This window comes from Herbaspirillum sp. SJZ099 (genome assembly GCF_007828355.1).
Taxonomy (GTDB): Bacteria; Pseudomonadota; Gammaproteobacteria; order Burkholderiales; family Burkholderiaceae_D; genus Herbaspirillum.
In genome coordinates this window covers 83,313-99,604 of sequence record NZ_VIUO01000002.1, presented here as the reverse complement: position 1 = coordinate 99,604, position 16,292 = coordinate 83,313, and the positions used below count along the sequence as shown (strand labels likewise).

16 protein-coding genes are annotated in these 16,292 nt (G+C 64.3%); 11 read left to right on the top strand and 5 right to left on the bottom strand.

What is annotated here, in order from left to right:
* Positions 1-23 precede the first annotated feature (23 nt).
* The 11 genes from FB597_RS05495 to FB597_RS05450 all read left to right on the top strand — a co-directional run bounded on the left by FB597_RS05495 (position 24) and on the right by FB597_RS05450 (position 12,386).
* Positions 24-1,517 carry a CoA-acylating methylmalonate-semialdehyde dehydrogenase gene (locus tag FB597_RS05495; protein ID WP_144768530.1) on the top strand — a complete coding sequence of 498 codons (1,494 nt, stop codon included), beginning with the start codon at positions 24-26 and terminating at the stop codon, positions 1,515-1,517.
* 338 nt (positions 1,518-1,855) lie between these two features.
* On the top strand, positions 1,856-1,996 hold the full coding sequence (locus FB597_RS20190) for a hypothetical protein (protein WP_186442739.1): 141 nt from the start codon (positions 1,856-1,858) through the stop codon (positions 1,994-1,996).
* A 60-nt stretch (positions 1,997-2,056) separates the two neighbouring features.
* Positions 2,057-3,250, top strand: a complete 1,194-nt coding sequence (locus tag FB597_RS05490; RefSeq protein ID WP_141914085.1) for an ABC transporter substrate-binding protein — start codon at positions 2,057-2,059, stop codon at positions 3,248-3,250.
* 167 nt (positions 3,251-3,417) lie between these two features.
* Positions 3,418-4,284: a branched-chain amino acid ABC transporter permease gene (locus tag FB597_RS05485; RefSeq protein WP_141914086.1), complete on the top strand. Its 867-nt coding sequence runs from the start codon at positions 3,418-3,420 to the stop codon at positions 4,282-4,284.
* A 19-nt stretch (positions 4,285-4,303) separates the two neighbouring features.
* The gene (locus tag FB597_RS05480; RefSeq protein ID WP_144768528.1) at positions 4,304-5,299 is read left to right on the top strand and encodes a branched-chain amino acid ABC transporter permease; all 996 of its coding nucleotides are present in this window, start codon (positions 4,304-4,306) and stop codon (positions 5,297-5,299) included.
* Positions 5,296-6,063 carry an ABC transporter ATP-binding protein gene (locus tag FB597_RS05475; RefSeq protein ID WP_144768526.1) on the top strand — a complete coding sequence of 256 codons (768 nt, stop codon included), beginning with the start codon at positions 5,296-5,298 and terminating at the stop codon, positions 6,061-6,063. The genes FB597_RS05480 and FB597_RS05475 overlap by 4 nt, the downstream gene beginning before the upstream one ends.
* On the top strand, positions 6,060-6,764 hold the full coding sequence (locus tag FB597_RS05470) for an ABC transporter ATP-binding protein (protein ID WP_144768524.1): 705 nt from the start codon (positions 6,060-6,062) through the stop codon (positions 6,762-6,764). The genes FB597_RS05475 and FB597_RS05470 overlap by 4 nt, the downstream gene beginning before the upstream one ends.
* A 134-nt stretch (positions 6,765-6,898) precedes the next feature.
* A complete protein-coding gene (locus FB597_RS05465; protein ID WP_141914090.1) occupies positions 6,899-8,155 on the top strand; it encodes a Zn-dependent hydrolase in 1,257 nt (418 codons plus the stop codon).
* Positions 8,152-9,645, top strand: coding sequence for a M81 family metallopeptidase (locus FB597_RS05460; RefSeq protein WP_144768522.1), 1,494 nt, complete (start codon positions 8,152-8,154; stop codon positions 9,643-9,645). Before FB597_RS05465 ends, FB597_RS05460 begins: the two co-directional genes overlap by 4 nt.
* A 64-nt stretch (positions 9,646-9,709) precedes the next feature.
* Positions 9,710-10,630: a DMT family transporter gene (locus tag FB597_RS05455; RefSeq protein ID WP_255463843.1), complete on the top strand. Its 921-nt coding sequence runs from the start codon at positions 9,710-9,712 to the stop codon at positions 10,628-10,630.
* Positions 10,631-10,820: 190 nt separating this feature from the next.
* Positions 10,821-12,386: a methyl-accepting chemotaxis protein gene (locus FB597_RS05450; protein ID WP_141914092.1), complete on the top strand. Its 1,566-nt coding sequence runs from the start codon at positions 10,821-10,823 to the stop codon at positions 12,384-12,386.
* A gap of 97 nt (positions 12,387-12,483) precedes the next feature.
* Here FB597_RS05450 and FB597_RS05445 read toward each other — a convergent pair whose 3' ends face one another.
* The 5 genes from FB597_RS05445 to FB597_RS05425 form a co-directional block, all read right to left on the bottom strand.
* Complete coding sequence (locus FB597_RS05445) at positions 12,484-13,011, bottom strand: peroxiredoxin (protein WP_144768520.1); 528 nt, start codon at positions 13,009-13,011, stop codon at positions 12,484-12,486.
* 242 nt (positions 13,012-13,253) lie between these two features.
* The gene (locus FB597_RS05440; protein ID WP_141914094.1) at positions 13,254-13,913 is read right to left on the bottom strand and encodes a BON domain-containing protein; all 660 of its coding nucleotides are present in this window, start codon (positions 13,911-13,913) and stop codon (positions 13,254-13,256) included.
* Positions 13,906-14,502: a phosphoheptose isomerase gene (locus tag FB597_RS05435; RefSeq protein ID WP_141914095.1), complete on the bottom strand. Its 597-nt coding sequence runs from the start codon at positions 14,500-14,502 to the stop codon at positions 13,906-13,908. The genes FB597_RS05440 and FB597_RS05435 overlap by 8 nt, the downstream gene beginning before the upstream one ends.
* A 197-nt stretch (positions 14,503-14,699) precedes the next feature.
* Complete coding sequence (locus FB597_RS05430; protein ID WP_141914096.1) at positions 14,700-15,119, bottom strand: YraN family protein; 420 nt, start codon at positions 15,117-15,119, stop codon at positions 14,700-14,702.
* Between the two features lie 10 nt (positions 15,120-15,129).
* The gene (locus FB597_RS05425; protein WP_370454656.1) at positions 15,130-16,278 is read right to left on the bottom strand and encodes a penicillin-binding protein activator; all 1,149 of its coding nucleotides are present in this window, start codon (positions 16,276-16,278) and stop codon (positions 15,130-15,132) included.
* Positions 16,279-16,292 lie beyond the last annotated feature (14 nt).

Below are 16,292 nucleotides of genomic sequence, written 5' to 3'. Positions count from 1 at the left end.
AAATAACGGAGCAACGGGCAACAATGGAAAAGATCACCCACTACATCGGCGGCAAGCGCGTCGATACCGCCAGCGGCCGCTACGCCGATGTATTCAACCCGGCGCTGGGCGTGCCGGTGGCGCAAGTCGCGCTGGGCACGGCCGATGAGGTCGACGCCGCCGTCAAGTCCGGCGCCGCCGCCTTCCCCGCCTGGTCCAACACCCCGCCGCTGACCCGCGCGCGCGTGCTGTTCCGCTTCCTGCACCTGATCCAGCAACGCGCCGACGACTTCGCGCGCATCATCGTGCGCGAGCACGGCAAGACTTTTTCCGACGCACAAGGCGAAGTCGCGCGCGGCATCGAGATCGTCGAGTTCGCCGCCGGCATCCCGCAGATGTTGAAGGGCGAATACACCGACCAGATCGCGCGCGGCATCGACGCCTGGTCGATGCGCCAGCCGCTGGGCGTGGTGGCCGGCATCACGCCGTTCAACTTCCCGGCGATGGTGCCGATGTGGATGTTCCCCATCGCCATCGCCTGCGGCAACAGCTTCGTGCTCAAGCCCTCCGAACGCGATCCGTCCGCCGCCTTGCTGATCGCCGAACTGCTGCAGGAAGCCGGCTTGTCGGATGGCGTGTTCAACGTCGTGCAGGGCGACAAGGTGACCGTCGATGCGTTGCTCGACCACCCGCAGGTCAAGGCCATCAGCTTCGTCGGCTCGACCCCGATCGCCGAATACATCTACGCGCGCGGCAGCGCCAAGGGCAAGCGCGTGCAAGCGCTGGGCGGCGCCAAGAACCACATGGTGGTCATGCCCGACGCCGACATGGCGCTGGCAGTCGACGCGCTGATGGGCGCGGCCTTCGGTTCGGCCGGCGAACGCTGCATGGCGATCTCGGTGGCGGTGGCCGTGGGCGCGGCCGGCGACAAGCTGGTGGAAGCCCTGGCCGAACGCGCGCGCAACCTGAAGATCAACGAAGGCATGGCCGCCGGCGCCGAAATGGGCCCGGTGGTCACTGCCGCGGCCAAGGAACGCATCGAAGGCCTGATCGGCCGCGGCGTGGAAGAAGGCGCCAGGCTGGTAGTCGACGGCCGCGGCCACAAGGTGGTCGGTTTCGAGAAGGGCTTCTTCGTCGGCGGCACGCTGTTCGACCATGTCACGCCCGACATGACCATCTACAAGGAAGAGATCTTCGGCCCGGTACTGTGCGTGCTGCGCGCGCCCGACATCGCCAGCGCGGTGGAACTGATCAACGCGCATGAATACGGCAATGGCGTGGCGGTGTACACGCGCGACGGCGGCGTGGCGCGCGAGTTCGTGCGCCAGATCGAAGTCGGCATGGTCGGCGTGAACGTGCCGCTGCCGGTGCCGATGGCGTTCTCCAGCTTCGGCGGATGGAAACGCAGCCTGTTTGGCGACCATCACATGTACGGACCGGAAGGCGTGCGTTTCTATACGCGCGCCAAGGCGGTGATGCAGCGCTGGCCGAACACCGCAAGCGCTGGAGCGGAGTTCGCGTTCCCGCAGATGAAATAAGGAAACGATGAAAAACGGCATGAGTCCTTCATGCCGTTTTTTGTTTTTCCACGCCGCGGGAACTGCCGGTTGTTGGTGCAGGAAAGCAGCGGCGCGGCACAAAATGCACCGCAATGTCAGTGAAAATATGAGAACGCATTTCATCAATAAACGTGAGATGCGTTCTGAGCGCACAAAGGGAGGGAAAAGACGACAATCGCGATGGAGATGAGCATCTCCGGAAAACAAGAAAATCCGCATGGCCACCGCATGAGCATACGTCGGGGCATGGACAACGGATGGCAGCATCGAAGAAAGACCAAAGAGACACTGCATTTCACGGCCAGGAGGAGCCCGCCATGATCGTTCGCATCATGTCATGCCCGTTCGACCATTTTTATCCGCGTTTTTCCGGCGGAGGAATTCGCTCGTCCTGCCGCTATGCCGGCGTCTCATTTCATTCGGATTTTCACTCTTGCTGGGCATGGAATTTGCGTTGATCGCCGTTGAAGTTTTCGTGGATGTCACCTGTCGTTTTTAATCCTGAGGGAGATGTGAATATGATCAGTCGTCGCGATTTTCTGAAGCTGTCCGCACTTGCCGCACCGGGCGCGCTTACTTTCAACGATGTCTTCGCGCAAGCCGATGCGATTTCCTTCGGATGCCCGGTGCCGATGTCGGGCCCCTTCGCCGCCAACGGCAAGTTCGCCGACATGGGCATGAAACTGGTGCTGCAGAAATACGGCAAGGTGCTCGGCAAGAACACCAGCTACGTCACGCTCGATACCGAAGGCAAGCCGGCCACCGCCGTGCGCAAGATGCAGGAGACCATCGAGAAGGGCACGCGCTTCTTCGCCGGCGGCATCCTCTCCGGCGAGGCATTGGCCATGGGCAAGGAAGCCGACAAGGCCGGCGGCATCTTCATCACCACCGCCGGCGCCGACGAGATCACCGGCAGCGACTGCAACCGCTCCACCTTCCGCTGGTCGGTGCCGACCTTCGGCGCCATCGAACAGACCGTACGCCCGCTGCTGGAGAAGCTGCCCAACGCCAAGCGCTGGTACACCATCACGCCGCAATACGTGTTTGGCGAAGGCCTGCTGACAGCGGCCAAGAATATCTTCAAGGAAAAGGGCATCGAGCACGTCGGCAACAGCTACCACTCGCTGACCGAGAAAGAGTTCTCCGGCTACCTGACCAACGCCATGGCCGCCAAGCCGGACGTGCTGCTGCTGCTGAACTTCGGTTCGCAGTCGTCGGACACGCTGCGCCAGGCAGCCAGCTTCGGCATGAAGAACAACTGTACGATCCTCATGGCCTGGGCTTCGGGACTGGAGCAGTTCGAGACGCTGGGCGCCGACATCTGCGACGGCGTGTACTTCGGCGCGCAGTACTGGCACGCGATCGATTCGCCGTTCAACAAGGAGTTCGTCAAGCTGGTCAACGACACGCTGAAGATCGACCCGAACTACAGCCTGGCCGGCTCCTACATCTGTACCAAGATTATGCTCGACGCCATCATCAAGGCCAACAGCACCGACCCCAAGGCGGTCATCGCGGCGATGGAAGGCATGAAGTACGAAGGCCTGACCGGCACCGAGGAAATCCGCAAGGGCGACCACCAGGTGATCAAGAACTACTACCTGCTCAAGGGCAAGGCGAAGTCGAAGATGGCCAACAAGAACGATTACGCCGACATCGTCTCGTCGGGCAAATCGTTCCTGGCATTGGACAAGACGCAGTGCAAACTGTGATGCGTTCGAACTGGAGCGGCTACTCAACCGTTCGGACTGAGTAGCCGCTCCAGCGGCGTATCGAAGACGCGACTGCGTGCGAAACATGACGGTGCGTCTTCGATACGACCCTTCGGGTCTACTCAGTCCGAACGGTCATTGTGTATTACTGAGTGTCACGAGGTCTCATGAATATCTACCTGCTGCAGATCGCCAACGGCATAGGCATCGGCATGCTCTACTTCCTGCTGGCGGTGGGCCTGTCCATCGTGTTCGGCCTGTTGCGCTTCGTCAATTTCTCGCACGGCGCGTTCTTCCTGCTGGGCGCCTACCTGTGCTTCCAGCTCGCCGACATGGGCATCGGCTTCTGGTGGTCGCTGCTGGCGGCGCCGCTGGTGGTAGGCCTGTTCGCCTGGGTGGTGGAGCGCTTCGTGCTGCGGCATGTGTATGCGCTGCCGCACCACTTCCATATCCTGTTCACGGTGGGTCTGGCGCTGGTGCTGCAGGAGGCCGTGATCTCGTATTGGGGGCCGCTGGGCAACAATGTCTCGCCGCCCGACATATTGCAGGGCGTGGTGATGGCCGGCGGCTTCGTCTATCCCAAGTACCGCCTGTTCGTGATCGCCGTCACCGCGGTCATGGCCATCCTCTTGTGGTGGGTGCTGGAAGGCACGCGCCTGGGCTCCATCGTGCGCGCCGGCAGCGAGTCGACCGAGATGGTGTCGCTCCTGGGCCTGAACATCAACCGCATCTTCAGCCTGGTATTCGCGCTGGGCGCGGCCACCGCCGGGCTGGCCGGGGCGCTGGCCGCGCCGATCCGCGGCGCCGACCCGTTCATGGGGGTAGAGGCGCTGGGCATTGCCTTCGTGGTGGTGGTGGTCGGCGGCCTGGGCAGTTTCTGGGGCGCGCTGATCGGCGGCATCCTGGTCGGCATCGTCCAGAGCGTGATGAGCACGGTGTGGTCCGAAGGCGCGCACCTGATGATCTATGTCGCCATGGCGGCGGTCATGCTGCTGCGGCCCAATGGCCTGCTCGGCCGGCCGGGCGCGGCGTAATGGCGGGAAGAGGAAACTGATGAAACATATCGCGCATTTCCGATACACATTGCTGGCCGCCGCCGTCGCCCTGCTGCTGCCGCTGTGCCTGGGTTCGGGCACGCTGGCCACCGAAGTGCTGGTGTTCGCGCTGGCCGCTCTGGGCTGCAACCTGCTCCTGGGATACACCGGCCTGATGTCGTTCGGCCAGGGCATCTTCTTCGGCGTGGGCAGCTATACCGCCGGCGTGGTGCTGCTGCAGCTCAAGGCGCCGCTATTGGCGACGCTGGCGATGGCGGCGCTGGGCGGTGCGATGGCCGCACTGCTGGTGGGCTGGTTCTCGATCCGCCAGCGCGGCACCTACTTCGTGATGCTGACGCTGGCCTTCGCCCAGATGTTCTACTTCCTGGCCTACACGATGAAGGACGTCACCGGCGGCGACAACGGCCTGCTCGACATCCCGCGCCCGCCGCTCGCCCTGTTCGGCCTGACGCTGCTGCCGACCACGTCCTCGTGGCAGTACTACACGGTGGTGGCGATCCTGTTCGTGCTGGTGTTCTGGCTGCTGCAGCGGGTAGTCGATTCGGTGCTGGGCCGCACCTTGCTGGCGGTGCGCGACAACGAAGCGCGCGCCTCGGCGGTGGGTTACGACATCCGCCTGCTCAAGCTCGCCGCCTTCGTGATCTCGGGCGCGGTGACCGGCCTGGCCGGCGGCCTGCATGCGATGATGACCGGCGTGGCGCCGCTGTCCAACATCGAGTACCACACCAGCGAGTCGATTCTGATCATGACCGTCATCGGCGGCACCGGCAACCTGTTCGCCTCGGTGCTGGGCGCCTCGTTCTACGTGCTGGCCGGCAACTGGCTCTCCACCTTGTGGCCGCGCTGGCTGATGCTGCTGGGCCTGCTGCTGATCGCGGTCAGCCTGTACATGCAAAAAGGCCTGTTCGGGCTGGCCATGAAACTGGTCAATGCAGTGCGCCCCGCCAAACGCGATAGCGCCGTCGAGGTGGCTGCCAAGGAGAAGCATTCATGAGCACCCCGATCCTGCAAGCGGTCAACGTTACCAAGCGCTATGGGAAGTTCACCGCGGTCAACAACATCACGCTGGATATCATGCCCGGCACCGTGCATTCGGTGATCGGCCCCAACGGCGCCGGCAAGACCACGCTGTTCCACACGCTGACCGGCACCACGCCGATCACCGAAGGCAGCATCCGCGTCGAAGGCGAGGAAGTGGCCCACCTGCCCGGCTACAAGCGGGTCAGGAAAGGGCTGGCGCGTTCCTTCCAGGTGACCAGCCTGTTCCCCAACCTGACAGTGTGGGAAAACCTGCGGCTGGCCGCGCAAGGCCGCCATCCACTGGCTGCACTGAACCCGTGGAAACGCGCCGAGCACCTGCACGCTGCCTGCGAGTTGGCCGACAAACTGCTCGCGCGCCTGTCGCTGCAAGGCGTGGCGCAACGCGTCTCGGCCGAACTGTCGCACGGCCAGCAGCGCCGGCTGGAAGTGGGCATGGCCATGGCCGGCCGGCCCAAGGTGATCTTCCTCGACGAACCGACCTCGGGCATGGGCATCGACGACATCGCCGACATGAAGCGCCTGATCCACAGCCTGCGCGAGGATTACACGGTGGTGCTGATCGAGCACAACATGGATATCGTGATGGACATTTCGGATCGCATCACGGTGATGCAACTGGGCCAGATCCTGGCGCAGGGAAAACCCGACGAGATCCGCAACGACGAGCGCGTGCGCCGCGCCTATCTCGGCAGCATGATTACCGGAGGCAAGGCATGATCCTGCAAGTGGAAGACGTTCATGGCTACTACGGCAAAAGCCATATCCTGCAGGGCGTTTCGCTGCAGGTGGATGCCGGCGAAGTAGTGACGCTGCTGGGGCGCAATGGCGCCGGCAAGACCACCACGTTGAAGAGCATCGTCGGCGTGGTGCCGCCGGCCCAGGGGCGCGTGCTGTTCGAAGGCCAGCAGGTCAGCGGCCTGCCGTCCTACAAGATCGCGGCGCGCGGCGTGTGCCTGGTGCCCGAACACCGCGGCATCTTCAAGCTGCTCACCGTCGAGGAAAACCTCAAGATGGCGGCGCGCAAGGAATCAGCCTGGGGGCTGGAGGACGTGTACAAGATCTTCCCGCGCCTGAAGGAGCGCCGCAGGAACGGCGGCGGCCAGCTCTCCGGCGGCGAGCAGCAGATGCTGGCGATCGCGCGCGCATTGATGACCCATCCCAAGGTGCTGATGCTGGACGAGCCGGTGGAAGGCCTGGCGCCGGTGATCGTCGACGAGATCGTGGCGCAGATCAAGCTGATCAAGGGCACCGGGATGTCCATCATCCTGGTGGAGCAGAACCTGGAAGTATGCACGCAACTGGCCGACCGCCATTACATCGTCGAACAGGGACGTATCGCCTACAGCGACAGCAATGCCGAGTTCCTGGCCGACGATGGCGTCAAGGACCGCTACCTGGGCGTGAACCTGGCGGCATGACAAATCGCGCGCCTTCGATACGCCGCTACGCGGCTACTCAGGTCGAACGGTAGCTGGATGTTTTAACTACCGTTCAGCCTGAGTAGGCCGCAGGCCGTATCGAAGGTGCACCGCACTACAACAAGGAAAGCATCATGGACATGAAAACCAACACAAACACGCTGCGCATCGATGGCAAGCGCCTGTGGGACTCACTGATGGAACTGGCCCGGATCGGCGCCACCGCCAAGGGCGGCGTATGCCGGCTGGCGCTGACCGACCTCGACAAGCAGGGCCGCGACCTGGTCACCTCCTGGGCCAGGGCCGAGGGCATGAGCGTGACGGTCGACCAGATCGGCAACATCTTCATGCGCCGCCCCGGCCGCAACAACGACCTGCCGCCGGTGATGACCGGTTCGCACATCGACACGCAACCGACCGGCGGCAAGTTCGACGGCAACTATGGCGTGCTGTCCGGCATCGAGGTGATCCGCACGCTGAACCGGCACCGGATCGTGACCGAGGCGCCGATCGAGGTGGCGGTGTGGACCAACGAGGAAGGCTCGCGCTTCGTTCCGGTGATGATGGGGTCGGGCGTGTTCTGCGGCGCCTTCACGCTGGAGCATGCGTACAACGCTACCGATGTCGACGGCAGGAAAGTGAAGGATGAGCTGGCGCGCATCGGCTACATCGGCGAGCAGAAGTGCGGCGACCATCCCATCGGCGCCTACTACGAGGCGCACATCGAGCAGGGGCCGGTGCTGGAGAACGCCGACACCGTCATCGGCGTGGTGCCGGCGGTGCTGGGCCTGTCGTGGTACGACTGCACGGTGACCGGTTTCGAATCGCATGCCGGCCCGACACCGATGGCCATCCGCAAGGATGCGCTGCAGGTCTCCACGTACATCATGCAGGAAGTAGTGGCCATCGCCAACCGCTATCCGCCTTATGGCCGCGGCACGGTCGGCTCGGTGCAGGTGATGCCCAACAGCCGCAACGTGATCCCGGGCCAGGTGAAGTTCTCGGTCGACCTGCGCAATGTCAGCGACGCGCTGCTCAACCAGATGCATGAGGACCTGCTGGCCTATATCGAATCGATGCGCCAGAAGACCGGCCTGCACATCGCGCTGGAACGCGTGTCCTATTTCCCGCCCTGCCCCTTCCATCCGGAGTGCGTGGGCAATGTACGCGATGCCGCCGCCGGCCTGGGTTACAAGACCATGGACGTGGTTTCCGGCGCCGGCCATGACGCCATCTATGCCGCGCGCATGGCGCCGGCCGGGATGATCTTCGTGCCGTGCAAGGACGGCGTATCGCACAACGAGATCGAGGACGCCAGGCCGGAGCACCTGGAAGCCGGCTGCAACGTGCTGCTGCAGGCCATGCTGGCCAGCGCGGGGGTAGTGCAATGAAGCCGAAGATCGTCATCGCCCGCATGAATCACGAGACCAACACCTTCTCGCCGATTCCCACCCCGCTCGAAGCTTTCTCCCCGCAGTGGGATGCGGCGGCTTACAAAGACCAGAAAGGTGCGCGCACCGCGATGGGCGCCTTTCTCGACATCGCCGAAAAACTCGGCGCCGAGATCGTCACGCCGCTGGCGGCCTGGGCCAATCCCAGCGCAGCCGTTGCGGCCGATGCCTACACCGTGATGTGCGACGGCATCGTGCGCGCCATCGAACAGGGCTGCGACGCCATCATGCTCGACCTGCACGGCGCCATGGTGGCCGAGAACGCCGATGACGGCGAAGGCGCGCTACTGGAACGCATCCGCAGGATCGCCCCCGATACGCCGATGGCCGTGGCGCTGGACCTGCACGGCAACGTCACGCAAAAGATGGTGGACCATGCCGACATCATCGTCAGCTTCAAGACCTATCCGCACATCGACATGTTCGAGACCGGCGAGCATGCGGGCCGCCTGCTGGTCGACCTGCTCAATGGGAAATCCCGGCCCGCGCTCGGCTGGCGCCAGTTGCCGTTGCTGTCGGCAACGCTGACCAGCAACACCTCGGCATCGGCCATGCAACGCGCGGTGGAAGCGGCCAAGGAGGCCGAGAAGCGGGAGGGCGTGCTGGCGGTGTCGGTGCTGGCGGGGTTCCCGCTGTCCGATTTCCGCGATGCCGGCATGTCGGTGGTGGTGGTCACCGAGAACGACCGTGCCCTGGCCGATGCCGTGGCCGAAGGGATTGCCCGCCAGATGTGGGCCGAACGCGACGACTTCGTCTATGACAGCTTGCCGTTGATGCAATCGCTGGCGCAGGCAAAGGAGCGCAGCCAGGGCGCCGGCAGCGGCCCGGTGCTGCTGCTGGATCATAGCGACAATGTGATGTCGGGCGGCACCTGCAACACCATGGATGTCCTGGAAGCGGCGCTGGCGGCCAGCCTGGAGGGCATCGCGGTGGGCCCGATCAGCGATCCGGAAGCGGTGGCGGATATGGTGGAAGCCGGTGTGGGCGCCACCGTCACGCTGGCGGTGGGCAACAAGGTGCCGCTGATCCAGCAAGGCATCGCCAAGGTGCCGCCGGTGCTGACCGGCAAGGTGGCGGCGATCACCGACGGCAAGTTCACCGTGACCGGGCCGATCTATACCGGCTCGACGATACAGATGGGCCGGAGCGTGCTGTTCGATATCGGCGCGGCGAAAATCGTGGTGACGGAAGAACGCGTCGAACCCTACGACCTGGGCGTGTTTACCAGCTTCGGGTTGGATCCGGCGGCGCAGTCCTTCCTGATCCTGAAGTCGCGCATGTACTGCCGTCCGGTATTCGTGCCGATCAGCCGCGGCCTGGTGGAATGCGATTCGGACAGCGGCGGCCCGACCAGCGCCAATTTCAAGCTGTTCCCGATCAAGAAGGTGCGCCGTCCGGTCTATCCGCTCGATGCCGATATCACCTGGTGAAGCGCCATGCCGCAGCCGCCCGCGGCTGCGGCCATAATGAACGGGTTCCAAGGAGACGACCATCATGAACGGCGCCGCACCGGCCGGCCACGGCCAATCCAGGGCGCTGCTGGTGCTGCTGGGCATCTTGTGGGGCCTGAACTGGCCGGCGGTAAAAGTATCGCTGACGGGCGTGTCGCCTTGGGCGCTGCGCAGCATCGGCCTGGGCGCGGCGGCCTGCACGGTATTCGCGCTGGGACTGCTGCGAGGAAGCCCGCTGGCGATCCGTTCCGGGCGCGAGCGCCTGCACATCGTGGTGGCGGGGCTGCTCAATGTAGCGCTGTTCAATATCCTGCTGACTTTTGCGCAACTGGGCGCGGCCACTTCCCGGGTGGCCATCATCACCTATTCGATGCCGCTGTGGGCCACGCTGTTCGCGCGCTTCGCGCTGGGCGAACGGCTCGATGCGCTGCGCGGCGGCGGCTTGCTACTGGGCGCTAGCGGCCTGCTGACCCTGCTGTGGCCGCTGGCCGCCAACGGCCTGCCGCAGGGGGTGCTGCTGGCGCTGGGTGCGGCCTTGTCGTGGGCGGCCGGCACGGTGTACACCAAATGGGCGCGGCTTTCGTCAGAGCCGCTGGCCATGGCCGGCTGGCAATTGCTGACCGGTGCGCTGGTGGCGCTGACCGGTCTTTTCAGTTTCGAAAGCGCGCCGTATTTTCCGGCGTGGCATGCGATGCGCGGCGAAGTGATGCTGGCGCTGGGATATCACATCCTGTTTGGCATGGCGCTGGCCCACATCATCTGGTTCTCCATCGTGGCGCGCATGCCGGCCGGCGTCGCCGCGCTGGGCACGCTGCTGGTGCCGGTGGTGGGCGTCACCGGTGCGGTGCTGCTGCTGGGCGATCAACCCACTTCTTCCGATTTGGCCGGATTTGCGCTGATCTTTTGCGCGGCGCTGTGCGTGCTGCTGCCCCGAGGATTGGCGACTCAACGGCGCACGCACTGAGGCGCCTCCCTATCCATCCGAACCCGGTGATTGCCAGGCCTTATCGCCGGCACATTCATCCTGCATTTGCTGCAGCCGCACAGGCATGCGCCTGTGTTACGCTGGACCGGTGCGGCACTGTCCGTGCCGACGTCATCATCGGCCCACCCCAAGCAACAAGAACCAGGGTCGCAACACAAGGGAGACAGGGATGAAAAACCTCAAGATAGGCGTGCGTCTGGCCATCGGCTTCATTGCATTGCTGATGCTCATGGCGGTGATGGTGGGGATCGCGGTCTGGCGCCTGGAGAACATCGGCGACGCTACCGCGGACATGGTCAGTGTCGCCCTGAAAAAGGAACGCGACGCCGAACAATGGCATGCGGCAATCAAGACCAATGGCGTGCGTACTTTTGCGGTGATGAAAAGCGAGGACGCCGCTTTCCAGAAGTTCTTCCAGGCCCAGATCGATACCGAATCGAACAACATCAGCAAACTGCAGAAACGCGTCGAGTCGGCCATCCTCAGCGCCGACGAGAAACGCCTTTTCGATGAAGTCGGCAAGTTGCGCGCCGCCTACCGCGATACGCGCCAGCGCATCTTCGACATGAAGGCGGCAGGCGACGCCGAACGCGCGCGCGCCATGACCGATGGCGAACTGGTGAAGATGATGGATGCCTATGCCGACAGCGTGTTGCGCTATGCGGAGTTCCAGAAACAGTTGATCGACCAGGCGGCCTCCGATATCAACAACAACTACCGTTCCGGCCGCAACCTGCTGCTGGGATTGGGATTGATCGAGCTGGTGCTGGGTGCGGCGCTGGCCTGGCTGCTCACGCAAAGCATCACGCGGCCGCTGAACCAGGCGGTCAGCATCGCGCAGACCGTGGCCGCCGGCGACCTCACCTCCCACATCGCCAGCGATGCGCGCGACGAGACCGGCAAGCTGCTGGCGGCGCTGCGCACCATGAACAACAACCTGCTCGATATTGTCGGCCGCGTGCGCCTGGGCACCGAAACCATCAATACCGCCTCGCGCGAAATCGCCAGCGGCAACATGGACCTGTCGGCGCGTACCGAACAGCAGGCCGGTTCGCTGGAAGAGACCGCCTCGGCCATGGAGGAACTCACTTCCACCGTCAAGCAGAACGCCGACAACGCGCGCCAGGCCAACCAGCTGGCGGCATCGGCCTCGGAAGTGGCGCAACAGGGCGGCGATGTGGTGGGCCGCGTGGTGGCGACCATGGGCTCGATCCACGCGTCTTCGCAAAAAATCGCAGACATCATCAGCGTGATCGACGGCATTGCCTTCCAGACCAATATCCTGGCCCTGAATGCCGCGGTGGAAGCGGCGCGCGCAGGGGAGCAAGGACGCGGCTTTGCGGTCGTCGCCGCGGAAGTGCGCACACTGGCGCAACGCGCCGCGGCGGCGGCCAAGGAAATCAAGCAGTTGATCGACGATTCGGTGCAACAGGTGGATGACGGCAGCCGCCTGGTTGAGCAAGCCGGCAACACCATGAGCGAAGTGGTCGCCAGCGTGGCGCGCGTGACCGACATCGTGCGCGAGATCACTTCCGCCAGCCAGGAGCAAAGCGACGGTATCGAACAGGTCAACCTGGCCATCACGCATATCGACCAGGCCACGCAGCAGAATGCCGCGCTGGTGGAGCAAGCGGCGGCGGCAGCCAAGGCCATGCAGGATCAGGCCACCGCACTGTCGGAGGCAGTGAGCGTATTTCGCCTGGAAAGCGGCGCGCCGGCCTTGCCGCCGCGTTGATCCCTTCCTTGCGGGCGGATCGGAAACGTGGAGGAGCGCAACAACAAAAAACGCCGGCAATTGCCGGCGTTTTTTTCATGATGGGAACATCTCAGGTTCAGGCCTTGGCCAGCGCCTTCTCCAGCAACTGGTGCAGTTCGGAGAACTGCGGCTCGCCGACATAGCGCTTGATGATGTTGCCGTCCTTGCCGATGACGAATGTGGTCGGGGTGAGCTTGACGTCGCCGAAGGCCTGGGCCAGCTTGTCTTGCGTGTCCAGCGCGACCTGGAACGGCAGCTTGCGGGTCTCGGTGTAGTTCAGGACATAGTTCGGCGGATCGTAGCTCATCGCCACGGCGACAAAGTCCAGGCCCTGGTCTTTGAATTTGTTGTAGGTCTCGATCATCTGCGGCATCTCGCCGATGCAGGTGGTGCAGCTGGTGGCCCAGAAGTTGACCATCACCACCTTGCCGCGCAGGTCTTTCAACGCGACCTGCTGGCCATCGAGCCGGGTGAAGGTGACGTCAGGCGCCGCGTTGCCGGCGCTCACCTTGAAATAGGCGAAGACGGCAATGGCCGCGACCACGGCCAGGCCGGCGATCTTGATCCAAAGGCGGTTGCGTGACGCTGCGGCTTGTGCTGGCATGAGCTTGCTCCGTTGACGGATTTTTCCCCGGCGCCGCAATCCTGGCGGCGATGTCGCGGCGACAACATGGCGCCGGACGCCGAAAAAGCGAAAGGGGAAGGAAACCCGGCCATTATAATCGCGCCGGCCGATTCCTGCGGGCGGCGGCGCGGATGTGAAAACCGCCGGACAAGCCGGCGGTGTTGACCTGCATCAAATGGACCAATCGAACCAATCGGGCCAAACTGGCCCTGGAAACCCGTTCAGGCGGCAGCCTTGTTTTCGCTGGCCGGCTTGCGCTGGTAATCCTGCAGTTCTTCTTCCGAGATGTACTCGAACAGCGTCACCACCTTCTGCACGCCGGAGACGCCGCTGGCGATCTTGGCACCCAGCTGGCCTTCACGCTGGGTCACGCGGCCCATCATGTACACGATGCCGCGCTCGGTGGTGATCTTGAAGGCGCTGGAATACAGCGTCTTGTCGTCCACCAGGCTGGCCAGGACCTTGCTGGTGATGAGCGCATCGCTGGAACGCGAGCCGAAGCTGGATGCCGGCTCGATCGACAGTTCGTTGAACACGGTCTCGACGTTGGCAATCGCCTTGGCTTCGCGCTCGGCGGCGGCCTTGGACGCTTCATCCGGCACTTCGCCGGTGAGCAGCACCTTGCGATTGAAGGCGGTCACGTTGACGTGCGAACCGGCGGCCACCACGCCGGGAATGCGGCTTTCGCCCTTGACCACGATCGCTTTGTCTTCGGTCTGCGCCCCCAGCGTGCGGCGGTCGGTGGCGGCGAAGGTGCCGGCCAGCGCGCCGCCGGCGAATACCGCGAAGCAGCCTTGCAGGCTCAGGGCCAGCATCCCGCCCAGCGCCACTGCCGCCAGCGGGCGGCGCATCCTGACAAACAGCGATCGTGAATCATTCATTCGCATCATCTCCAAAAAGCGCGACGTCGATGCCGTCGCAAATGCAGTGCAAAGTCACCAGATGCACTTCCTGGATGCGCGCGGTACGGTCATGCGGCACACAGATGTGGACATCGGCGTCGTTGAGGGTCTTGCCAATGGCGCCGCCCCCCTTGCCGGTCATGGCCACGACGCGCATGTCGCGCTCGTGGGCCACTTCGATGGCGGCCAGGACATTGCCCGAATTGCCCGAAGTGGAAAACGCCAGCAAGACGTCGCCCGCCTGGCCGAAGGCCTGGACTTGCTTCGAGAAAATTTCCTGGTAGCTGTAATCGTTGCCGACCGCGGTCAGGATGGACGTATCGGTGGTCAGCGCCATGGCCGGCAACGGCAGGCGTTCGCGTTCGAAACGTCCGACCAGTTCGGCCGCGAAATGCTGGCAGTCGGCAGCGGATCCTCCGTTGCCGCAGGCAAGAATCTTGTTGCCATTCGACAGCGCGGTAAACATAAGTTCAATCGCCTGTTCGATCGGTTGCGCCAATACGTTGGCTGCCTTCATCTTCAGGTCGGCGCTTTCCTGGAAGTGGGCAAGGATGCGGGGATTTGTCATAGTGCCTGCGATTATAGTTGAGTTGCGCGGCGCCAAGCCGGCGCAATTCGTAAAGAAAAGTTTCTCGATTGCGGCCCATATGATACCGCCAGATGCGGCCGGAGGCCGCAAAACGGCGCGCAAAAGCGCACCGCGACGGCCCGTCGGGCGCCGGCTGGCAGGCGGGCATCAAAGGCGAGCCGCGCCGCCTTGCGGCATTATTCCTCGATGGCATTGCGCAGCCATTCCACCTCCTCGCCATCGAAACCCAGCACGTCGAAGCGGCATGGCGGCGCAGAGGCGTAACGCTGCAGGAACAAGTGGGCGGCCACGATCAGGCGGCGCTGCTTGGCCGGCGTGATGCTGGCCGCGGCGCCGCCGTGCGAACGGCTGGCGCGGGCGCGCACTTCGACGAAGACCAGCGTGGCGCCGTCGCGCATGACCAGGTCGATCTCGCCGCCCTTGCATTGGAAATTGCGTTCGACCAGCTCCAGGCCCCGACGGCGCAAGTAGGCCAGCGCCGCATCCTCGGCGGCGTCGCCGGTGCGCTGGCGGCCGGTGCGGGAATCGGAACGGGAATCGGAGCGGGCCGGTTGCGCGTCCCCTGCGGCGCGGCGCCAGCGGTCGAACAGGCCCATGGGGGATGCCTCAATACTGGTCGGCGGTCGGCACCGGCAGGCCGTCCTGGAACACGGCCTGGGTCTCCTGGCGCTGGAAGTAGGTGGAGCCGCCCGTGACCATGTTGACGTTGAGGCGTCCGGTGACGCCATCGAGATCGAAGCCGGAACGCTGCTGGGCGATTTCGTAGGCGATGCGGTAGGCGTCGATGCCCAGCGCGTACAGGCGCGCCAGGTCGGGATTGGGGCGGTCGCTTTCATTGCCGGCCGGGCGCGGATAGCGCGCCACCGCGATATTGTCGGGCTGCAATTGCCATGGCAGGTCGATCAGCTTGACGCCATCGAGCTCCGGCAGCTTGTCGTTGGGATTGCTGCGGTTGAGCGTGAAGGGATTGATCTGCGACGTGCCGTACAACGGCAGTTCGGCGCCCACCGCGCTGCGCAGCTGCACCGTCTGGCCGGCGTCGAGCGCGGCGAAGATCAGCGCCGGCTTTTCCTGTTCGATGCGCCGGACCAGCTGGGCCAGGCCAGGCGCGCTGAGGGCGTTGCCGGGCGTACTCAGTTCCAGGGCCTCGACCTGCAGCCCGAGCTGGCGCGCGCGAACCAGGAAGGAACGGGCGGCGCGCTTTTGCCAGGCCACCGAAGTGGAAACCGCAAAGATCTTGCCGGGCGCCTTTTCCTTCTCGACCCAGTTGGCCACCTGGCGCGCCTCATCGTCGATGGACAAACCCACGGTGAGCATCATCGGCGGCAATTGCGGTTCGGTTTCGCCGGGCAGGTCGGGCTGGGCCAGGGCAATGGTCGGCTTGGTAACGCGTCCGCTCTGGGCGACCGAAGTGACGGCGCTGCGCGAGAGCGGGCCGATGAGGATGTCGAATTTGCCGGAGGCATCGTCATAGGCGCGCTGCATGTCCGCCGCCGAGTCGCCGCTCTCGACGATGGACAACTGGATGTTTTCCTTCTGGCGCGCATAGGCCGCCAGGAAACCCGTACGCACGGCGTCGGCCGCGGCGCCGAACATGCCGCCGCGATTGGGCAGCAACAGCGCCATGCGCACCGGAGCGGACTGGAACGCGGCGACATTGGCCGCATCAGTAAACGGAAGCTGCCGCGCGCTCGCCTCAGCCTGCGCCAGCGGGGGTACACTGTCGGCTGTCGGGGATGCCGCCCAAACCGGCATCCAGAATCCGCCGA